The organism is Arthrobacter sp. UYCu511, assembly GCF_040547105.1.
Lineage (GTDB): Bacteria > Actinomycetota > Actinomycetes > Actinomycetales > Micrococcaceae > Specibacter > Specibacter psychrochitiniphilus.
On the sequence record NZ_JBEPPB010000008.1, the window covers coordinates 26,152 to 40,508 of the forward strand.

Consider the following 14,357-nt stretch of genomic DNA (forward strand, 5'->3'; position numbering starts at 1 on the left):
TTTTCCAGTGGAGCGGGCCGCATGGCTCGCTCCACTGGCTTTTAACACAGGCAGTTTTAACATCAGATTTTATTACCATCAGCAGCGCCAACCGATATCGGTGTGCAGCTGTGCAGCGGACTAGAATTAGTACGCAGTAGCACGTTCTATTCAAGGAGATTTCAGTGGCCAGCTTTGTTGACCGGGTTGTTCTGCACGTATCCGGCGGGACTGGCGGCCATGGCTGCGTCTCAGTTCACAGCGAAAAATTCAAGCCGTTGGGCGGGCCCGACGGCGGCAAGGGCGGCGACGGTGGCAGCGTCACCTTCCGCGTCAGTGACCAAACCACCACCTTGCTTGACTTCCACCACGCACCCCACCGCCGCGGCGGCAACGGCCAGCCCGGCATGGGTGACTGGCGGGACGGCAAGGACGGGGCATCCCTGATCCTAGAAGTACCCGATGGCACCGTTATCAAGGACCGAGACGGCAATGTTTTGGCCGATCTGGTGGGCATCGGTACCGAATATATTGCTGCCGCCGGTGGCCAAGGCGGACTTGGCAACAATGCTCTGTCCTCACTCAAGCGCAAGGCTCCGGGCTTCGCGCTGTTGGGTATTGCGGGCTCAGAGGCTGACATTGTCCTTGAGTTGAAGTCCATAGCTGACATTGCCCTGGTGGGCTTCCCATCCGCCGGTAAGTCCAGCCTCATCGCTGCCATGTCTGCGGCCCGGCCCAAAATTGCTGACTACCCCTTCACCACGTTGATCCCCAACTTGGGTGTGGTCCAAGCCGGTGACGTACGTTTCACCATGGCTGATGTGCCCGGCCTCATTGAAGGTGCCAGCGAAGGCAAGGGCCTGGGCCACAACTTCTTGCGTCACGTAGAACGCTGTGCCGCCATTGTGCATGTCTTGGACTGTGCCGCCCTTGAAGCTGATCGTGACCCCATCAGTGACCTCGCCATCATCGAGCGCGAACTTGACCGGTACGACGTTGACATGAGTTTCGCAGGAGCCGACGGTGACGTGGTGCCTTTGAACGCCCGCCCCCGCCTGATCGCCCTGAACAAGGTTGATTCTCCTGATGGCCGTGACATGGCTGGTTTTGTCCGTGCCGACCTGGAATCACGCGGCTACCGCGTCTTCGAAGTCTCCGCCGCAAGCCACGAAGGTTTGAAGGCACTCGGCTTTGCCATGGCTGAAATTGTCATGGCGGCGCGCAAGGCCCAAGCGGACATGGCCGTTAAGGTTGCGCCCGTTGTGCTGCGCCCCCGTGCAGTCAATGAATCGTCCTTCACCATCCATCGTGAAGAGCGCAATATGCTTCCGCTATTCCGTGTTCGCGGGGAAAAGCCCGAGCGTTGGGTTGAGCAGACTGACTTCCAGAACGAGGAAGCCATTGGCTACTTAGCAGACCGGCTGGCGAAGGCGGGAGTCGAGAAGGAACTCTTCCGCATCGGTGCCACACCTGGGGATACCGTGGTCATTGGCGGGGACAACGGCATGATCTTCGACTGGGAACCGACCATGATGGGTGGCGCCGAGCACCTGGCCGCACCCCGTGGCACCGACCTGCGCCTGCTGGATCTGGGTGATCGCCCCACACGTTCTCAGAAGCGCCAGGAACAGCAGGATCGCCGCGACGCAAAGTCCGCTGCACGCGCCGAAATGGCTGCCGAGCGCGAGGCCGGTATCTGGACCGAGCTCAGTGATGACCGTACCACCAGCAAGGCGCACAGTATCGCCGCGGATCTTGCTGCCGAAGGCTCATCCGACGCCACAGGTGCAGCTCAGGACTAATGGCAATGACGGGGCAGGATCAGGCGGGTTCAGGTACATCGCGTAGCCATATAGCGACTGCGGCGCGAATCGTGGTGAAGGTAGGCTCGTCGTCGTTGACGTCAGTTGCCGGTGGTATTTCCGAGGAGGCGCTACGGGCGCTGGTAGCTGTTGTGGCGCAGCGTCAGCGCGCCGGCACAGAGGTCATCTTGGTCTCCTCCGGAGCCATCTCCGCCGGCCTGCTCCCATTGGGCCTGTCCAAGCGACCCAAGGATCTTGCCACTCAGCAGGCAGCTGCCAGTGTGGGGCAGGGCCTTTTGATGGCGCACTACAACCAGGCGTTCGCCTCTCACGGGGTGACAGCCTCCCAGGTCCTGTTGACCGCTGAGGACCTCACGCGCCGTCACCAATATGTCAATGCTCACCGGGCCCTGGAGCGTCTGCTGCATCTGGGCGTGGTCCCTATTGTCAATGAAAATGACACCGTGGCCACCCATGAAATCCGGTTTGGTGACAATGACAGGTTGGCTGCTCTGGTGGCCCATCTTGTCAAGGCTGATGCGCTGGTCCTGCTCTCCGACGTCGATTCCCTCTACGACGGTCCGCCCGCGGAAGGTGCCACGCGCATCAGCAATGTGGACTCACCCGAGGACCTCGAAGGCATTGTGATAGGCAGTTCGGGCAAGGCCGGGATTGGTACAGGCGGTATGGCCACCAAGGTTCAGGCTGCCCTGATTGCCGCCGAAACAGGCATCCCGGCACTCGTCACCTCCACGGAGCAGGCAGCGCAGGCTCTGGCTGGTGAAGACGTGGGCACCTGGTTTGGGATCAACGGAAATAAGCGCCCCGTCCGCATGCTCTGGCTGGCGCATTTGGCCGATATTCGTGGTCGGTTGGTGTTGGACGACGGCGCCGTCCGGGCCGTGGGGGAGCGGCACAAATCGCTGCTGCCCGCCGGTATCACGGCCGTCACCGGTGATTTTGACCCTGGCGATGCGGTGGAAATTTGTGATTCCGCAGGAAATGTTTTTGCCCGGGGATTAGTCAATTACAGGTACTCGGATCTACCCCAAATGTTGGGCCGCTCAACCAAGGCGTTGGCCAAGGAACTGGGCCGCGAATTTGAACGTGAGGTTATCCACGTCGATGACCTGGTGCTCCTGAACCCCTAAGTAGATTGCCCGGCAGTTTACAGGGGTGGCACAGCCGGGACGCTCTGAGGGAGACGCCACAGCATCTCATTCGCAGGTACCTTAGACTTGGTGACATGACCGAGCAGATTGTAGAACTAGATATTGCCGCCGAAGTTCGGGCGATCACCGACCGCGCCCGCCGGGCAGCCCGCCGCATGGCCGGGGCCAACCGTGCATGGAAAGACAAGGGCTTGCGAGCCATTGCCAAGGCACTCCTGGAGAATCAGGACACCATCCTGAGCGCCAACGCAAAAGATGTGGCCAATGGCGCTCAGAACGGCACCTCCGTGCCCATGCTGGATCGGCTTACCCTCACCAAGCCACGCATCAAAGGACTCGCAGATGCACTTGAGAACCTTGCAACCCTGCCGGATCCTGTAGGGAATGTGGTGCGTGGTCAGACACTTCCCAACGGTCTGCGCATGCGTCAGATCAACGTACCCATGGGCGTTGTGGCCGCCATTTACGAGGCCCGCCCCAACGTGACAGTTGATATTGCCGGCTTGGCGCTCAAGAGCGGCAACGCCGTCATCCTGCGTGGCGGCACTGCCGCAGCGAACACCAACAAGGCGCTCCTGAGTATCCTCCGTGATGCCCTCGATTCCGTTGGCCTGCCTTCGGACGCAGTCCAGTCAGTTGATCAATTTGGCCGCGAAGGCGCCAACCTGATTATGAAGGCCCGCGGTGCCGTGGACGTCCTTATTCCCCGTGGTGGACGCGAACTGATCCAAACCATCGTGAACAACGCCTCCGTCCCTGTCATTGAGACTGGTGAAGGCAATGTGCACATCTTCATTGACGCCAGCGCCAAAGAAGAGATGAGCGTAGATATTTTGCTCAATGCCAAAACCCAGCGTCCCAGCGTGTGCAACACCGTAGAAACACTCCTGGTGCACAAGGATGCCAAAGTACTTGGCCCCGTCCTCTCCGCCTTGGCCAAGGCAGGGGTTCGGCTCCATGTTGACGAGCAGGTGCAGGCGGTGCTGCCCGCAGGGCTCACAGCGGATCTTGCCACTGACCAGGACTGGGCCACTGAATACATGGACCTGGACCTGGCAGTGAAAATGGTTGACTCGATGGATGAAGCGATCAAGCATATTCGCAGATGGAGTACCGGTCACACAGAAGCCATCCTGACCAACGACCTATCCAACGCCGAAAAATTTGTGGCTGAGATAGATTCCGCGGCCGTCATTGTCAATGCCAGCACCCGGTTCACGGACGGTGGAGAACTGGGGCTGGGGGCTGAAGTTGGCATTTCGACCCAAAAGCTGCACGCTCGCGGGCCCATGGGACTGACCGAGCTGACTACCACCAAGTGGATTGTTCAGGGCGAAGGTCAGATCCGGGGCTAATCCCCAGGCCCTCCCACTACTCGCAGGCTCGCGGCGGGTCCCTCGGGCCTGGGGGCCCAGTGCGTTAGGTGTGCTTCCACTACTCGCAGGCTCGCGGCGGGTCCCTCGGGCCTGGGGGCCCAGTGCGTTAGGTGTGCTTCCACTACTCGCAAGCTCGCGGCGGGTCCCTCGGGCCTGGGGGCCCAGTGCGTTAGGTGTGCTTCCACTACTTGCAGGCTCGCGGCGGGTCCCTCGGGCCTGGGGGCCCAGTGCGTTAGGTGTGCTCCCACTACTCGCAGGCTCGCGGCGGGTCCCTCGGGCCTGGGGCCTGGCTTGGAAATTAGCCACGTGTGGCCCACACGGCGCGGCCGGTGTCCCTGAGCATGCCGATTGCACGTACCATTAGAAGGAATACAAGCAACAATTGGCCTTGGTGCGGTGACATAACCGCCAGGCCACGTACCCAAGGGGAGAAATAATGCTGACCCAGCTTGCCGGCGTCGTACTGGCTGCCGCAGAAGAACACGATCTTGCGCCGCTGATTGCGCCGCCGTATGTGATTGGCGGTACTATGCTTGCTGCCCTGCTGTTGCTGATGTTTGTTACGGTCTCTTTCATGAACTTGGGCAACCGCCACAGTGTTGTTGAAGCAACTGAAGACCCGCACCGCCAGCACACCAACAAGCACCTGCACAACGATGGCCAGGCGTCTTCCCATCACTGAGGGAACCCCCCGGGTATCTTGCGCTAAAGGTACCCGGGACCGTCTCCGGGTTGGAGTCATGGGTGGCACGTTCGATCCGATCCACCATGGACACCTTGTTGCAGCCAGTGAAGTTGCGAGCGTCTTCAAGCTAGACGAAGTCATCTTTGTGCCCACCGGCCAGCCATGGCAAAAGTCAAAAGGCCAGGTCAGCGCCGCTGAACACCGCTACTTGATGACTGTCATTGCAACGGCTGCGAATCCGCAATTCACGGTGAGCCGTGTGGATATTGATAGGCCAGGGCTCACATACACCATTGACACATTGCGTGATTTGCGCAGGATGCGTCCTGAAGCGGACTTGTTCTTCATCACAGGTGCCGATGCCATGGCGCAGATCATGTCATGGAAAGACAATGAAGAACTCTGGGATTTGGCCCACTTTGTGGGTGTCACCCGGCCAGGGCATGTGCTCGATGACAGAGGGCGAACCGATGTAAGTTTGCTGGAAGTGCCTGCTATGGCAATATCTTCTAGCGACTGCCGCCAGCGAGTGGCAGAGCACAATCCCGTTTGGTACTTGGTTCCGGACGGTGTGGTGCAATATATTGCCAAGTACGGGCTGTACGTGCAACCCGTAACAGATGCCGGAGCAGGCATAGTGCCGGTGACTAAAGAGAACCGAATGAGTAAGTGATGAGCAAGGAAACAGAGCCGATTCGTAGTCGCAGAGAAATGCGCGAGCAATCTGCACACAGAACGGGTGCCCCGGAAGTCTCCGCGGTGCCTGAGATCATGGCGCCTGTTTCGCCTGCTAACCGGGCTCACGGCGCAACAGAAGTACCAACAGGCACCGCCGACGCCGGCAAGGAAGCCAGCGCCGCGGAGGCACCGTTACCTCGGGAACGTCAATCACAGACTCGGGCACGCGACAGGGCTGCCTTGCGTGCCTACAAGGACCTTGTCGATCCGGGCGAACTGAGCCCGCTGCCATCACGAAAGACGCTTCGTCAGGCTCAGCTTGATGCAGAACGGGCACCCATCACGGCAGTGAACCCTGTCATCTCTGTCACCTCACGGGCGGGAAAGGCGGGTGCTTCGCCTCAGACGAGTCAGAGCCCGGCTGTGGCGTTAACGGATACTCACGCTTCCCACACCACCAGCGAGGCCACGGCGGACAGCGCCCGCGATGTCCCCGCGGACGCCACCGAGCAGTCTGCCTCTGCTGGTGCCCCTACGCCTGCTGGAAGTGCGGTTCCGGGCCTAACGCCTGTGCCTCGTACCAGGGCAGGGCGCCGTGCAGCCCCTGCTACCAGCCGGAGGCAAACCGGGATCAGTACCGCCTCCGCAGGTACTGATGATAAAAAGCTGCCCGGCGCATCGGCGCCTGAGGCTGTGACACCACTGGACGTGCCGCCGGCCGCCGTGAAAATGCCAAGCCCACCGACAGCTTTGCCTAGCAGTGCCGCCCTGTTCACCGTGGATCAGGCTGGCGCAGACCAAGGTGCCGCGTCCATCTCAGCTGATGGCGAGGGTGCGCCAAGCCCGCAGACTGCCGCAGCACCTGACGCCGCCGCTGCCGCGGAAGTTCAGGCGCAGACACCGCTTGAGAGTGAACTTGAGCGTAATTCTCCTCCCATGCCCGGACTTGTTCCCGGTGGGAGCTATTATCCGATCTCGGCGGGGCCGCCAGTTGCTCCCAGCACTGAAGAACTTCAAATGCTGGCAGCCAAGCGGGCTGAATCGGAAAGGGCCGCTATTTTGGCCCGGCGCGCACAGGCCCGTGAACGGCTGGTTCAGGAAAATGCCAAGAATCGGCGTCCGCCGGCTGACCCCACGGCCACGAATAACTTGGCCATGGTTACGCCCATGGAGTTTATTGACGTACCCGGGATGGACCAGCGCGTTATGCGTCCGCCGGCCACTACCCATGTGCCAATTGTCACACGTTCCACTCCACGGCAGGCGCCAGCCAAGGCACGGGCAGTGGTACAGCCCAGCCGCGAAGCGTCAGGGGAAATCCCGGATTCCGGCCCCACCGTGCCCAACGTTAGTGCTGAGAGGTTCGATGCGGCGCTGGCAGCACGTGCCGTGCACCGCCCTGGTCCGGGAAACCGCCCTTTGACGGGTGGCAGGAGTAGCACTATCAAACGTGCTGAGGCCATGGCGAACGGGGAGCATACTGCTACTGCTGCTGAAGTGTCAGGTCCTTATCCCTCACACGCCGCGACTGCAGCGGAGCCGGTGCAACGCTCACAAATGCCCCCCATGCCCGCAGACTACGCGCACGGGCTCGAGCCCCTGGATGCCATGACTGCCGGGCTGAGACGAACGCAACGCAACCTGCTGATTCAGTGGGGGAGTATTATTCTTGGCGGTGCGGCTCTTGTGGTCAGCGTCATCGTGATATTGACCAATACTCTTTAAACAAGATTTTTTCAACAATCAAAGGAACACCAGTGACAGCATCAGAAACGTCGATTGACTTGGCACGCGCGGCAGCGCGGGCAGCATCGGAAAAATTGGCTCAGGATGTGACAGCCATCGATGTCAGCGACCGCTTGGCTATTACGGACATCTTCTTCATCGCCTCCGCAGCAACTGAACGCCAGGTCAACGCCATTGTTGATGGCATCGAGGACGAACTGCACAAGTTTGGTCTGCGTCCGGTACGCCGCGAAGGCCGCTCGGGAGGCCGCTGGGTTCTTCTGGATTACGCCGACATTGTGGTCCATGTCCAGCATGAAGAGGACCGCGTTTTCTACGCACTCGAGCGTCTTTACGGGGAATGCCCCATCATTGACCTTCAGTTGGATGCCGCTGACCCCTCAGCTGCTGCCGTAACAGAGTAGTAGGAAAAAGAATCAGCACTGTGATTGTCCCTTTGGGGGACCTTGGATGGGACGGTGGCCATTGATAGCCAACCAAACACCGGGACGTTCAGTTCTGCAGCCCGCCGGCCCTCGCCGGCGGGTCATCTTTTGGCGCCATGGCCGCACATCATGGAATGCTGCCGGACGCTTTCAGGGTCAGAGCGATATTCCTCTGGACGAGGTGGGAGCATCTCAGGCTAGCCGGGCCGCGGCACTTCTAGCCGGCAAGCTCGGTTCTGCCGTCTCCGGTGGGCATCCGGTGCAGATACTTTCCTCCGATCTCTCCCGGGCTTTCTCCACTGCCCAAGAGCTGGCATCCCTCACTGGTGGTCCTATTCAGGTGGATCCACGCCTGCGTGAAACCTTTGGTGGTGAGTGGGAGGGGAGGACTTTCGATGAGATAATTGCGAGCTTTCCCGAGCAGATCAAACAGTGGCAACGTGATGAACCCGGTGTCCGGGCCGGTGGTGGGGAAACCCGGGTTGAAGTAGCCCAACGGATGGTTGATGCCGTTCTGGAAGGTGTCTCTGTACTTCCCGACGGCGGCACTCTGGTGGTCACCACCCACGGAGGAGCCACCAGGGTAGCCATGGCTAAGCTGTTGGGTCTGCCGGAGCCGTTGTGGCGCACCTTGTCCGGGCTCTCCAATTGTCATTGGTCTGTGGTTGAAGCTGCCCATTCCGCTGATTCAGGATCGGGAGTGGGCCACTGGAGGCTACTTGAACACAATGTTGGGACGCTTCCGGAACCGTATGAATCACCCGAAGGTCTTGACCAGCCTGTAGAGGACTAGGTGCCCTGAACACGCCGATTTGGCACTACGGTAAAACGTGTTCTAGGATAGACAGGTTGCTTCAGCCAAGACCGCTAGGTCAAGGAAATCGGCAAATAAATACAGTGTTTGGGGCTGTGGCGCAGCTGGTAGCGCACCTGCATGGCATGCAGGGGGTCAGGGGTTCGAGTCCCCTCAGCTCCACCAAACACGCTGAATGAGCTAAAGAAGTTATTCAGTGGGTTTACAACTAAATATCGTTAGTTTTGGGGCTGTGGCGCAGCTGGTAGCGCACCTGCATGGCATGCAGGGGGTCAGGGGTTCGAGTCCCCTCAGCTCCACCAAAACAAGGTCCGGCCATTCGTGAGAATGGCCGGATTTTTTCTTGCCCTCCGTGTGGGGGAGTTCCTCTGCCTGGGCGTGAAGCGTTGGCAACTGAGCCGGATTACGGATTTATTCCCACGCCTCGCTGCTTGCTCGCTCTGTGCCAAAAACGGGTGCCGATTCACTCTCTGGCGGCACTGAATGCGAGAATGATCCAGTGCACGCCTCAGAACCCGATCCCACGCCTATTACCCGCAGCTACGAGGCGGTGCTGAACAGTATTGAAGCCGATCTTCGCGACGGCAAGATTAAAGTGGGCGATCAATTGCCGGGGGAGCGGGCCCTGGCGTTGAAACACGGTATTTCCCGCGCGTCCGTCCGCGATGCGATTCGTGTCTTGGACGTGATGGGAGTGGTCCGCACAGGAGTAGGCTCCGGACCGCAATCCGGTGCTGTGGTCATAGCTAATCCTCGAGCCGGACTGGCGGCAACACTTCGCCTACATATGGCAACGAGTCATTTTCCCGTTGCAGACATTGTCCGGACTCGCATCATGATGGAGACGTGGGCGGCTGTGGAAGCTGCCGGGAAGCCACGCACTGCCTGCCAAGAGGCCACCCTGCACCAACTTTTTGAAGCCATGGCAGCCCCCGGCCTGGACCGGGAGGAATTCCATGTCTTGGATGCCGCCTTCCACGTGCTGCTCAGCTCACTGGCAGGAAACGCGGTTGTCACGGCCATGATGGAATCCCTGCGCTTGGCCATCCAGGGCTATGTCAGCGAGGCCATTGACAGTGAAGCCAAGTGGGACTCCATGGTCCCATCCTTGCGTACCCAGCACGGTGAGATCCTTGCCGCAGTGCTAGCCAACGACGGCGTCCGGGCAGCCAAAGAACTCAAGAACCACATCGAATGGTTCCATGCACAAACCCACCCGCTCCAATAGATCCACTGAGCACTGAGCACTGAGCATTGAGGAACTAAGGACAAGAAAGGTGAGAACCATGACGACGGACACAATGCGCTGCCCCTGCCACAGTGGGGAACTGTTGCTCAATTGCTGCGGGCGCTACCTAGACAGCGCCAACACTGTGGCCCGGACGTTCCCGCCCACAGCAGAGGCGCTGATGCGCTCACGCTTCAGCGCCTTCGCCCTGGGCGATGCCGGCTACCTGCTGCGAACCTGGCACAGTGACACTCGCCCTGAGACTTTGGAATTGGACCCCGACCAGAAGTGGTATCTATTGGAAATCCTCGGAACTGAACGCGGCGGTCCCTTTGAGCGTGAGGGCGTGGTGACTTTCCGCGCACACTACCGCTCAGCGGCGAACCGTAAACTGCGGGACTCCTTCACGGAAACCAGTAGCTTTACCAAAGTTGGCAGCCAGTGGCTGTATGTCCAGGCCTTGGAGCTTCAGTAGTCTTCCTCTTCTTCGGCCGGACCCGGTTCCGTCTTATCCTGGTCAATGCGTGGCTTACCACTAGCAGCTGCCTCCTGATCCGCCAGTGCGCGGCGGGCATGCAGGATATCGCCAATGAACCAGTCGTAGAGCAGCACGCCTATGATGCCGCCAATGAGCGGACCTACAATAGGCACCCAGAAGTACCAACTGAATGCGCCAGGAACCCCCGTGATGGTGCCCGGCAAGGCAACATCACCCCAGCCTGCTAGCCACGCAAACACGCGAGGACCAAAGTCACGGGCGGGATTGATGGCGTAACCGGCGTTGGCACCGAAGGACATCCCAATGGCCGCCACAGCGAAGCCGATCATCAGCGGTCCCAGATTGGCCTTAACAGCTGTGTTGCGCAAATCGATGATGGCCACAATGAAGATCACCAAAAATGCAGTACCAACAATCTGGTCAATCAGCGGGATGGTCAAATTGCCCTTGAAATACGGCGCAGGGAAGGTGGCGAAAATGGAGAACGTGGCTAAGCCGCCGGCTTGATCCCGTTGTGTTTTGGATGCGGCGTTGAAGGCGTCAATGGCGTTGAAATAGACTACGTAGAGCAGCGCCGCAGCCGCAAAAGCTCCCACAACCTGAGCCACCACGTAGGGAATAACCTTGTTCCATGGAAACTTTCTCCGGACGGCGAACGCCAACGTCACTGCGGGGTTCAGGTGTGCCCCGCTAACGCCACCGGCCACATAGACGCCTAACGCTACCGCCAACGCCCATCCCCACGTGATCAGTAGCCAGTCCCCGGCAGCCATGAAAATTGTTGTGTCAGTCGCGGCGCGGCCACTGCCAGGTAGCGCAGCTACGGCCATGGCTACAACACCGTCACCAAAACAAATCAGGACAAAGGTGCCGAGGAATTCAGCCAGGACCTCTCCCCACACACCTCCAACACGTTTGAGTCCGCTGCCATCACGGACGGTTCTGCGAAGTGGCGTAATTTGACTCATAATAATCATCCTTCGAGTCGTCGATGACGGCGACGTATCTGTGACTTAGGTGATTGCCTCAAGTATATATCCTGTGTGATTTTGGGCACCAAGGCAGGGGAAGAAACTTGGGCTGAAAATGCGGCGCGGTAGAGTTGGTCGGTGGAGGAAAACAGTGAACTTGAGGGCATTGTCTTTGATTTTGGGCACTTGCGGAGGTTCCCGGACATAGAGGCAGAGAACCTCTTCGCCCATGACGCCACAGACGAGCTGATCCTCCAGCAGGCCTATGCCGCGCTGGAGACCTCCGCCCCCGGATCCGTCACCGTGTTGGGGGACCGGTATGGAGCGCTGACCCTTGCCTCTGCAACGGTTCATGATCTGTCCGGACTGCGCGTGAGCCAGGATGGTATTTCAGGGGAATATGCGTTGGCATTCAACGCAGACCGCAGCGGACACGCCGATGTGTACACGTCCATGGCGTTGGGGCCGGAGCTCTTTACCGAGGCAGAGGTTGTGTTGTGGCAGTTGCCGCGCAGCCTCGACGAACTGGCAGAAGTGGCGGCCCTTATCAGCACCTACGCCTCGCCAACCGTGCAAGTTTTTGCTGGCGGCCGCATCAAGCACATGACCCTGGCCATGAATACAGTGCTGGCAGAATACTTTAGCTCAGTTGTTCCAGGGCGGGCCTGGCGAAAATCCCGCCCACTGCACCTCAGCGGCCCACGCAAGGAGGCAACGGCGCTGAGCTTTCCAAAAAAGGAGTTCCATGCGGAGCAAGGGCTCTGGATCTGCGCCCACGGGGCTACGTTTGGTGGCACAAAAATTGATGTCGGCACACGCTTCCTCCTCGACTATGTTCCCCAGATGCGCCCGGATGCGAGCCTGGCCATTGATTTGGGCTGTGGCAATGGCACCATTTCAGCGGCCCTGGCCAAGGCCCGTCCGGAGCTGAAGGTCATTGGCACGGATCAGTCTGCTGCGGCGGTGGCCTCAACAACAGCCACAGCGCTGGCCAACGCTCTGGCCGATCAAATTGAGGTGGTCCGTGATGATGCGCTGGCCGGGTTCGCCTCTGGCTCAGCGGAGTTAATAGTCCTGAACCCGCCCTTCCACGTGGGGGCCACCGTGCATGCCGGAATTGCACATAAATTGTTCGCAGCCACAGCACGTGTACTGGCGCCTGGGGGAGAGCTGTGGTGCGTTTATAACCGCCATCTGGACTACAAGGGTGCCTTGGCGAAAGCGGTGGGAACCACGCGCGTAGTAGCTCGTAACAGCAAATTTACTCTCACAGTTTCCACCAAGGCGGCATCCGGTACGGCCGAAGGCTCTAGTTCTTATCCTGAAGTTTCGCGCGCCCGCCGTGGCGTTCACGAGTCGCCACCTCCGCCGGGGTAATCTGGCAGCTGGGGAATGGGGCCGGCTTCATCCACGAGGCCGGCAATCAGCAGCTAATGATTTGTCAAGGAGATAATGTTGGGACTTCCCAATATGGTTGTGCCCCAGCGCCGCCGCGGCACAAACCTTCCTAAGATGGGGGATTTCAACCAGGCAGTGATCCTGGACTCCATTCGACGTTCCGCGGAAGGCCTTAGCCGGGTTGAACTGGCGGCTTCGGCCGGGTTGGCGGCACAGACAGTATCTAATATTTGCCGGCGCCTTCTGGATTCAGAGCTCATTGTGGAAGCCGGCAAGGAGACCTCGGGCCCGGGGAAGCCGCGCACCATTTTGCGGTTGAACCCCAAAGGCATGTACGCGATCGGACTTCACATTGATCCGGCGACCACCAACTATGTGTTGTTGGACGCGGTAGGAACCGTGCTGGTCTCGGTGGATGAAGTCACTGATCTTGCCAGCCCGCCTGCCCAGGCCGTTGCCGCCATGGGTTCTCAGATTCGCCGCATCATTGCCGAATCCGGTATTCCCGAGCACCGTATTGCCGGTGTGGGTGTTGCTACGCCGGGCCCTGTTGATGCGGGCAGTGGAACAGTGGTTGACCCGCCCCATATGACGGGCTGGAATAGGGTCCCTCTGCGAGACATCTTGCAGGGCTCAACCGGGTTGCCCGTGGTGATGGACAAAGACGTCACGGCCTCGGCAGTGGCCGAGCTGTGGGCCGGGGCCGAGAATAACGCCACGGATTTTGTGTTTGTGTACATTGGCACGGGTATAGGTGCCGGCTTGGTGCTCAATGATCAGGTGGTGAGGGGTTCCTCAGGTAACGTGGGAGAGATTGGGCATATCATTGCGGACCCCGACGGCCCGCCGTGTGATTGTGGGCGGCGCGGCTGCGTGAAGGTCACCTGCATGCCCGAAACCTTGGTAGCTCAAGCCCGTGCTGTTGGTGTTCTTCCCGCTGCGCCTGAGGGCGTGGAACCGTCACTGCCTGCGGACCTGGCGGCTCTTGCGGAGGCCGCTGCCCAGGGAAACAGGAAAGCCAAAGAGGTGTTGGCGCAATCGGCACGGCGTCTTGCTGGCGCTGTTTCGGTCCTGACCAACCTGCTCGATGTGGACAAGGTGGTGTTCGGCGGTCCCTTCTGGCCGGCGCTGGCAACCACCTATCTGGAGCTGATTCCGGAGCTTCTGAGGCAGCTAAGCGTCACCAGTTGTGTGCACTCGGTGGAAGTCACCGGCACCGTGGTGAACTCGGGTGAGGAAGCGTTCGGGGCGGCCTGCCTGGTCATGGAAAAAACGTTCAGCCCCAATGCCGCACAGTTGTTGCTGGACGCGAAGTTCTGATCAGTCCGGTCCCTCAATAATCTCGCCAAAGGGAATGGCAGGATCGGTGTGGGCCTGAAGGGCATGCGGGGTCACTACCACCCGCACCCCGTGGGTTTTCTCGGCCACTGACTGCTGCAGCACCGGGCGGACTGTGGCAATGAAGTTCTCATCCTTGCCTTGTAGGTACTCCTCATAGACAGCTGGCAACTGGTTCATGGGTTCACTCTAGTCCGCGCCGTGCACTCTGGACAGTGGGCATGGGAAGTTCTCCCCATTGCGGGA

The 14,357-nt window shown here is 59.7% G+C and carries 14 protein-coding genes and 2 tRNA genes; 14 read left to right on the top strand and 2 right to left on the bottom strand.

Annotation, left to right across the window (positions count from 1 at the left end; genetic code table 11):
* The first annotated feature begins 164 nt into the window (after positions 1–164).
* The 12 genes from obgE (at position 165) to ABIB48_RS11915 (ending at position 10,380) form a co-directional block, all read left to right on the top strand.
* Complete coding sequence (gene obgE, locus ABIB48_RS11860) at positions 165–1,781, top strand: GTPase ObgE (protein ID WP_354213084.1); 1,617 nt, start codon at positions 165–167, stop codon at positions 1,779–1,781.
* A gap of 5 nt (positions 1,782–1,786) precedes the next feature.
* Entirely contained in the window at positions 1,787–2,932 is a 1,146-nt protein-coding gene (proB, locus tag ABIB48_RS11865) for a glutamate 5-kinase (protein WP_315913641.1), read from the top strand.
* 95 nt (positions 2,933–3,027) lie between these two features.
* On the top strand, positions 3,028–4,308 hold the full coding sequence (locus tag ABIB48_RS11870) for a glutamate-5-semialdehyde dehydrogenase (RefSeq protein WP_110106342.1): 1,281 nt from the start codon (positions 3,028–3,030) through the stop codon (positions 4,306–4,308).
* Positions 4,309–4,765: 457 nt separating this feature from the next.
* On the top strand, positions 4,766–5,011 hold the full coding sequence (locus ABIB48_RS11875) for a hypothetical protein (protein WP_110106343.1): 246 nt from the start codon (positions 4,766–4,768) through the stop codon (positions 5,009–5,011).
* Complete coding sequence (gene nadD / locus ABIB48_RS11880) at positions 4,986–5,687, top strand: nicotinate-nucleotide adenylyltransferase (protein ID WP_110106344.1); 702 nt, start codon at positions 4,986–4,988, stop codon at positions 5,685–5,687. The genes ABIB48_RS11875 and nadD overlap by 26 nt, the downstream gene beginning before the upstream one ends.
* The gene (locus tag ABIB48_RS11885; RefSeq protein WP_354213085.1) at positions 5,687–7,417 is read left to right on the top strand and encodes a hypothetical protein; all 1,731 of its coding nucleotides are present in this window, start codon (positions 5,687–5,689) and stop codon (positions 7,415–7,417) included. The genes nadD and ABIB48_RS11885 overlap by 1 nt, the downstream gene beginning before the upstream one ends.
* 32 nt (positions 7,418–7,449) lie before the next feature.
* The gene (rsfS, locus tag ABIB48_RS11890; protein ID WP_110106346.1) at positions 7,450–7,842 is read left to right on the top strand and encodes a ribosome silencing factor; all 393 of its coding nucleotides are present in this window, start codon (positions 7,450–7,452) and stop codon (positions 7,840–7,842) included.
* A 46-nt stretch (positions 7,843–7,888) separates the two neighbouring features.
* Complete coding sequence (locus ABIB48_RS11895) at positions 7,889–8,656, top strand: histidine phosphatase family protein (RefSeq protein WP_110106347.1); 768 nt, start codon at positions 7,889–7,891, stop codon at positions 8,654–8,656.
* Positions 8,657–8,766: 110 nt separating this feature from the next.
* A tRNA-Ala gene (locus ABIB48_RS11900) sits at positions 8,767–8,842 on the top strand.
* Positions 8,843–8,903: 61 nt separating this feature from the next.
* Positions 8,904–8,979, top strand: a tRNA-Ala gene (locus ABIB48_RS11905).
* Between the two features lie 197 nt (positions 8,980–9,176).
* On the top strand, positions 9,177–9,905 hold the full coding sequence (locus ABIB48_RS11910) for a FadR/GntR family transcriptional regulator (RefSeq protein WP_354213086.1): 729 nt from the start codon (positions 9,177–9,179) through the stop codon (positions 9,903–9,905).
* 58 nt (positions 9,906–9,963) lie between these two features.
* On the top strand, positions 9,964–10,380 hold the full coding sequence (locus ABIB48_RS11915; protein WP_170120958.1) for a YchJ family protein: 417 nt from the start codon (positions 9,964–9,966) through the stop codon (positions 10,378–10,380).
* Here the strand turns inward: ABIB48_RS11915 and ABIB48_RS11920 are convergent.
* A complete protein-coding gene (locus ABIB48_RS11920) occupies positions 10,374–11,372 on the bottom strand; it encodes an MIP/aquaporin family protein (RefSeq protein ID WP_110106350.1) in 999 nt (332 codons plus the stop codon). The two genes, ABIB48_RS11915 and ABIB48_RS11920, sit on opposite strands and share 7 nt — an antisense overlap.
* A gap of 141 nt (positions 11,373–11,513) precedes the next feature.
* Between ABIB48_RS11920 and ABIB48_RS11925 the strand changes: the two genes are divergently transcribed.
* Together ABIB48_RS11925 and ABIB48_RS11930 are read left to right on the top strand one after the other, a co-directional pair.
* Positions 11,514–12,752, top strand: a complete 1,239-nt coding sequence (locus ABIB48_RS11925; RefSeq protein ID WP_354213087.1) for a class I SAM-dependent methyltransferase — start codon at positions 11,514–11,516, stop codon at positions 12,750–12,752.
* A gap of 75 nt (positions 12,753–12,827) precedes the next feature.
* A complete protein-coding gene (locus tag ABIB48_RS11930; RefSeq protein WP_315913648.1) occupies positions 12,828–14,093 on the top strand; it encodes an ROK family transcriptional regulator in 1,266 nt (421 codons plus the stop codon).
* Here ABIB48_RS11930 and ABIB48_RS11935 read toward each other — a convergent pair whose 3' ends face one another.
* Entirely contained in the window at positions 14,094–14,291 is a 198-nt protein-coding gene (locus ABIB48_RS11935) for a hypothetical protein (protein WP_110106351.1), read from the bottom strand.
* Positions 14,292–14,357 lie beyond the last annotated feature (66 nt).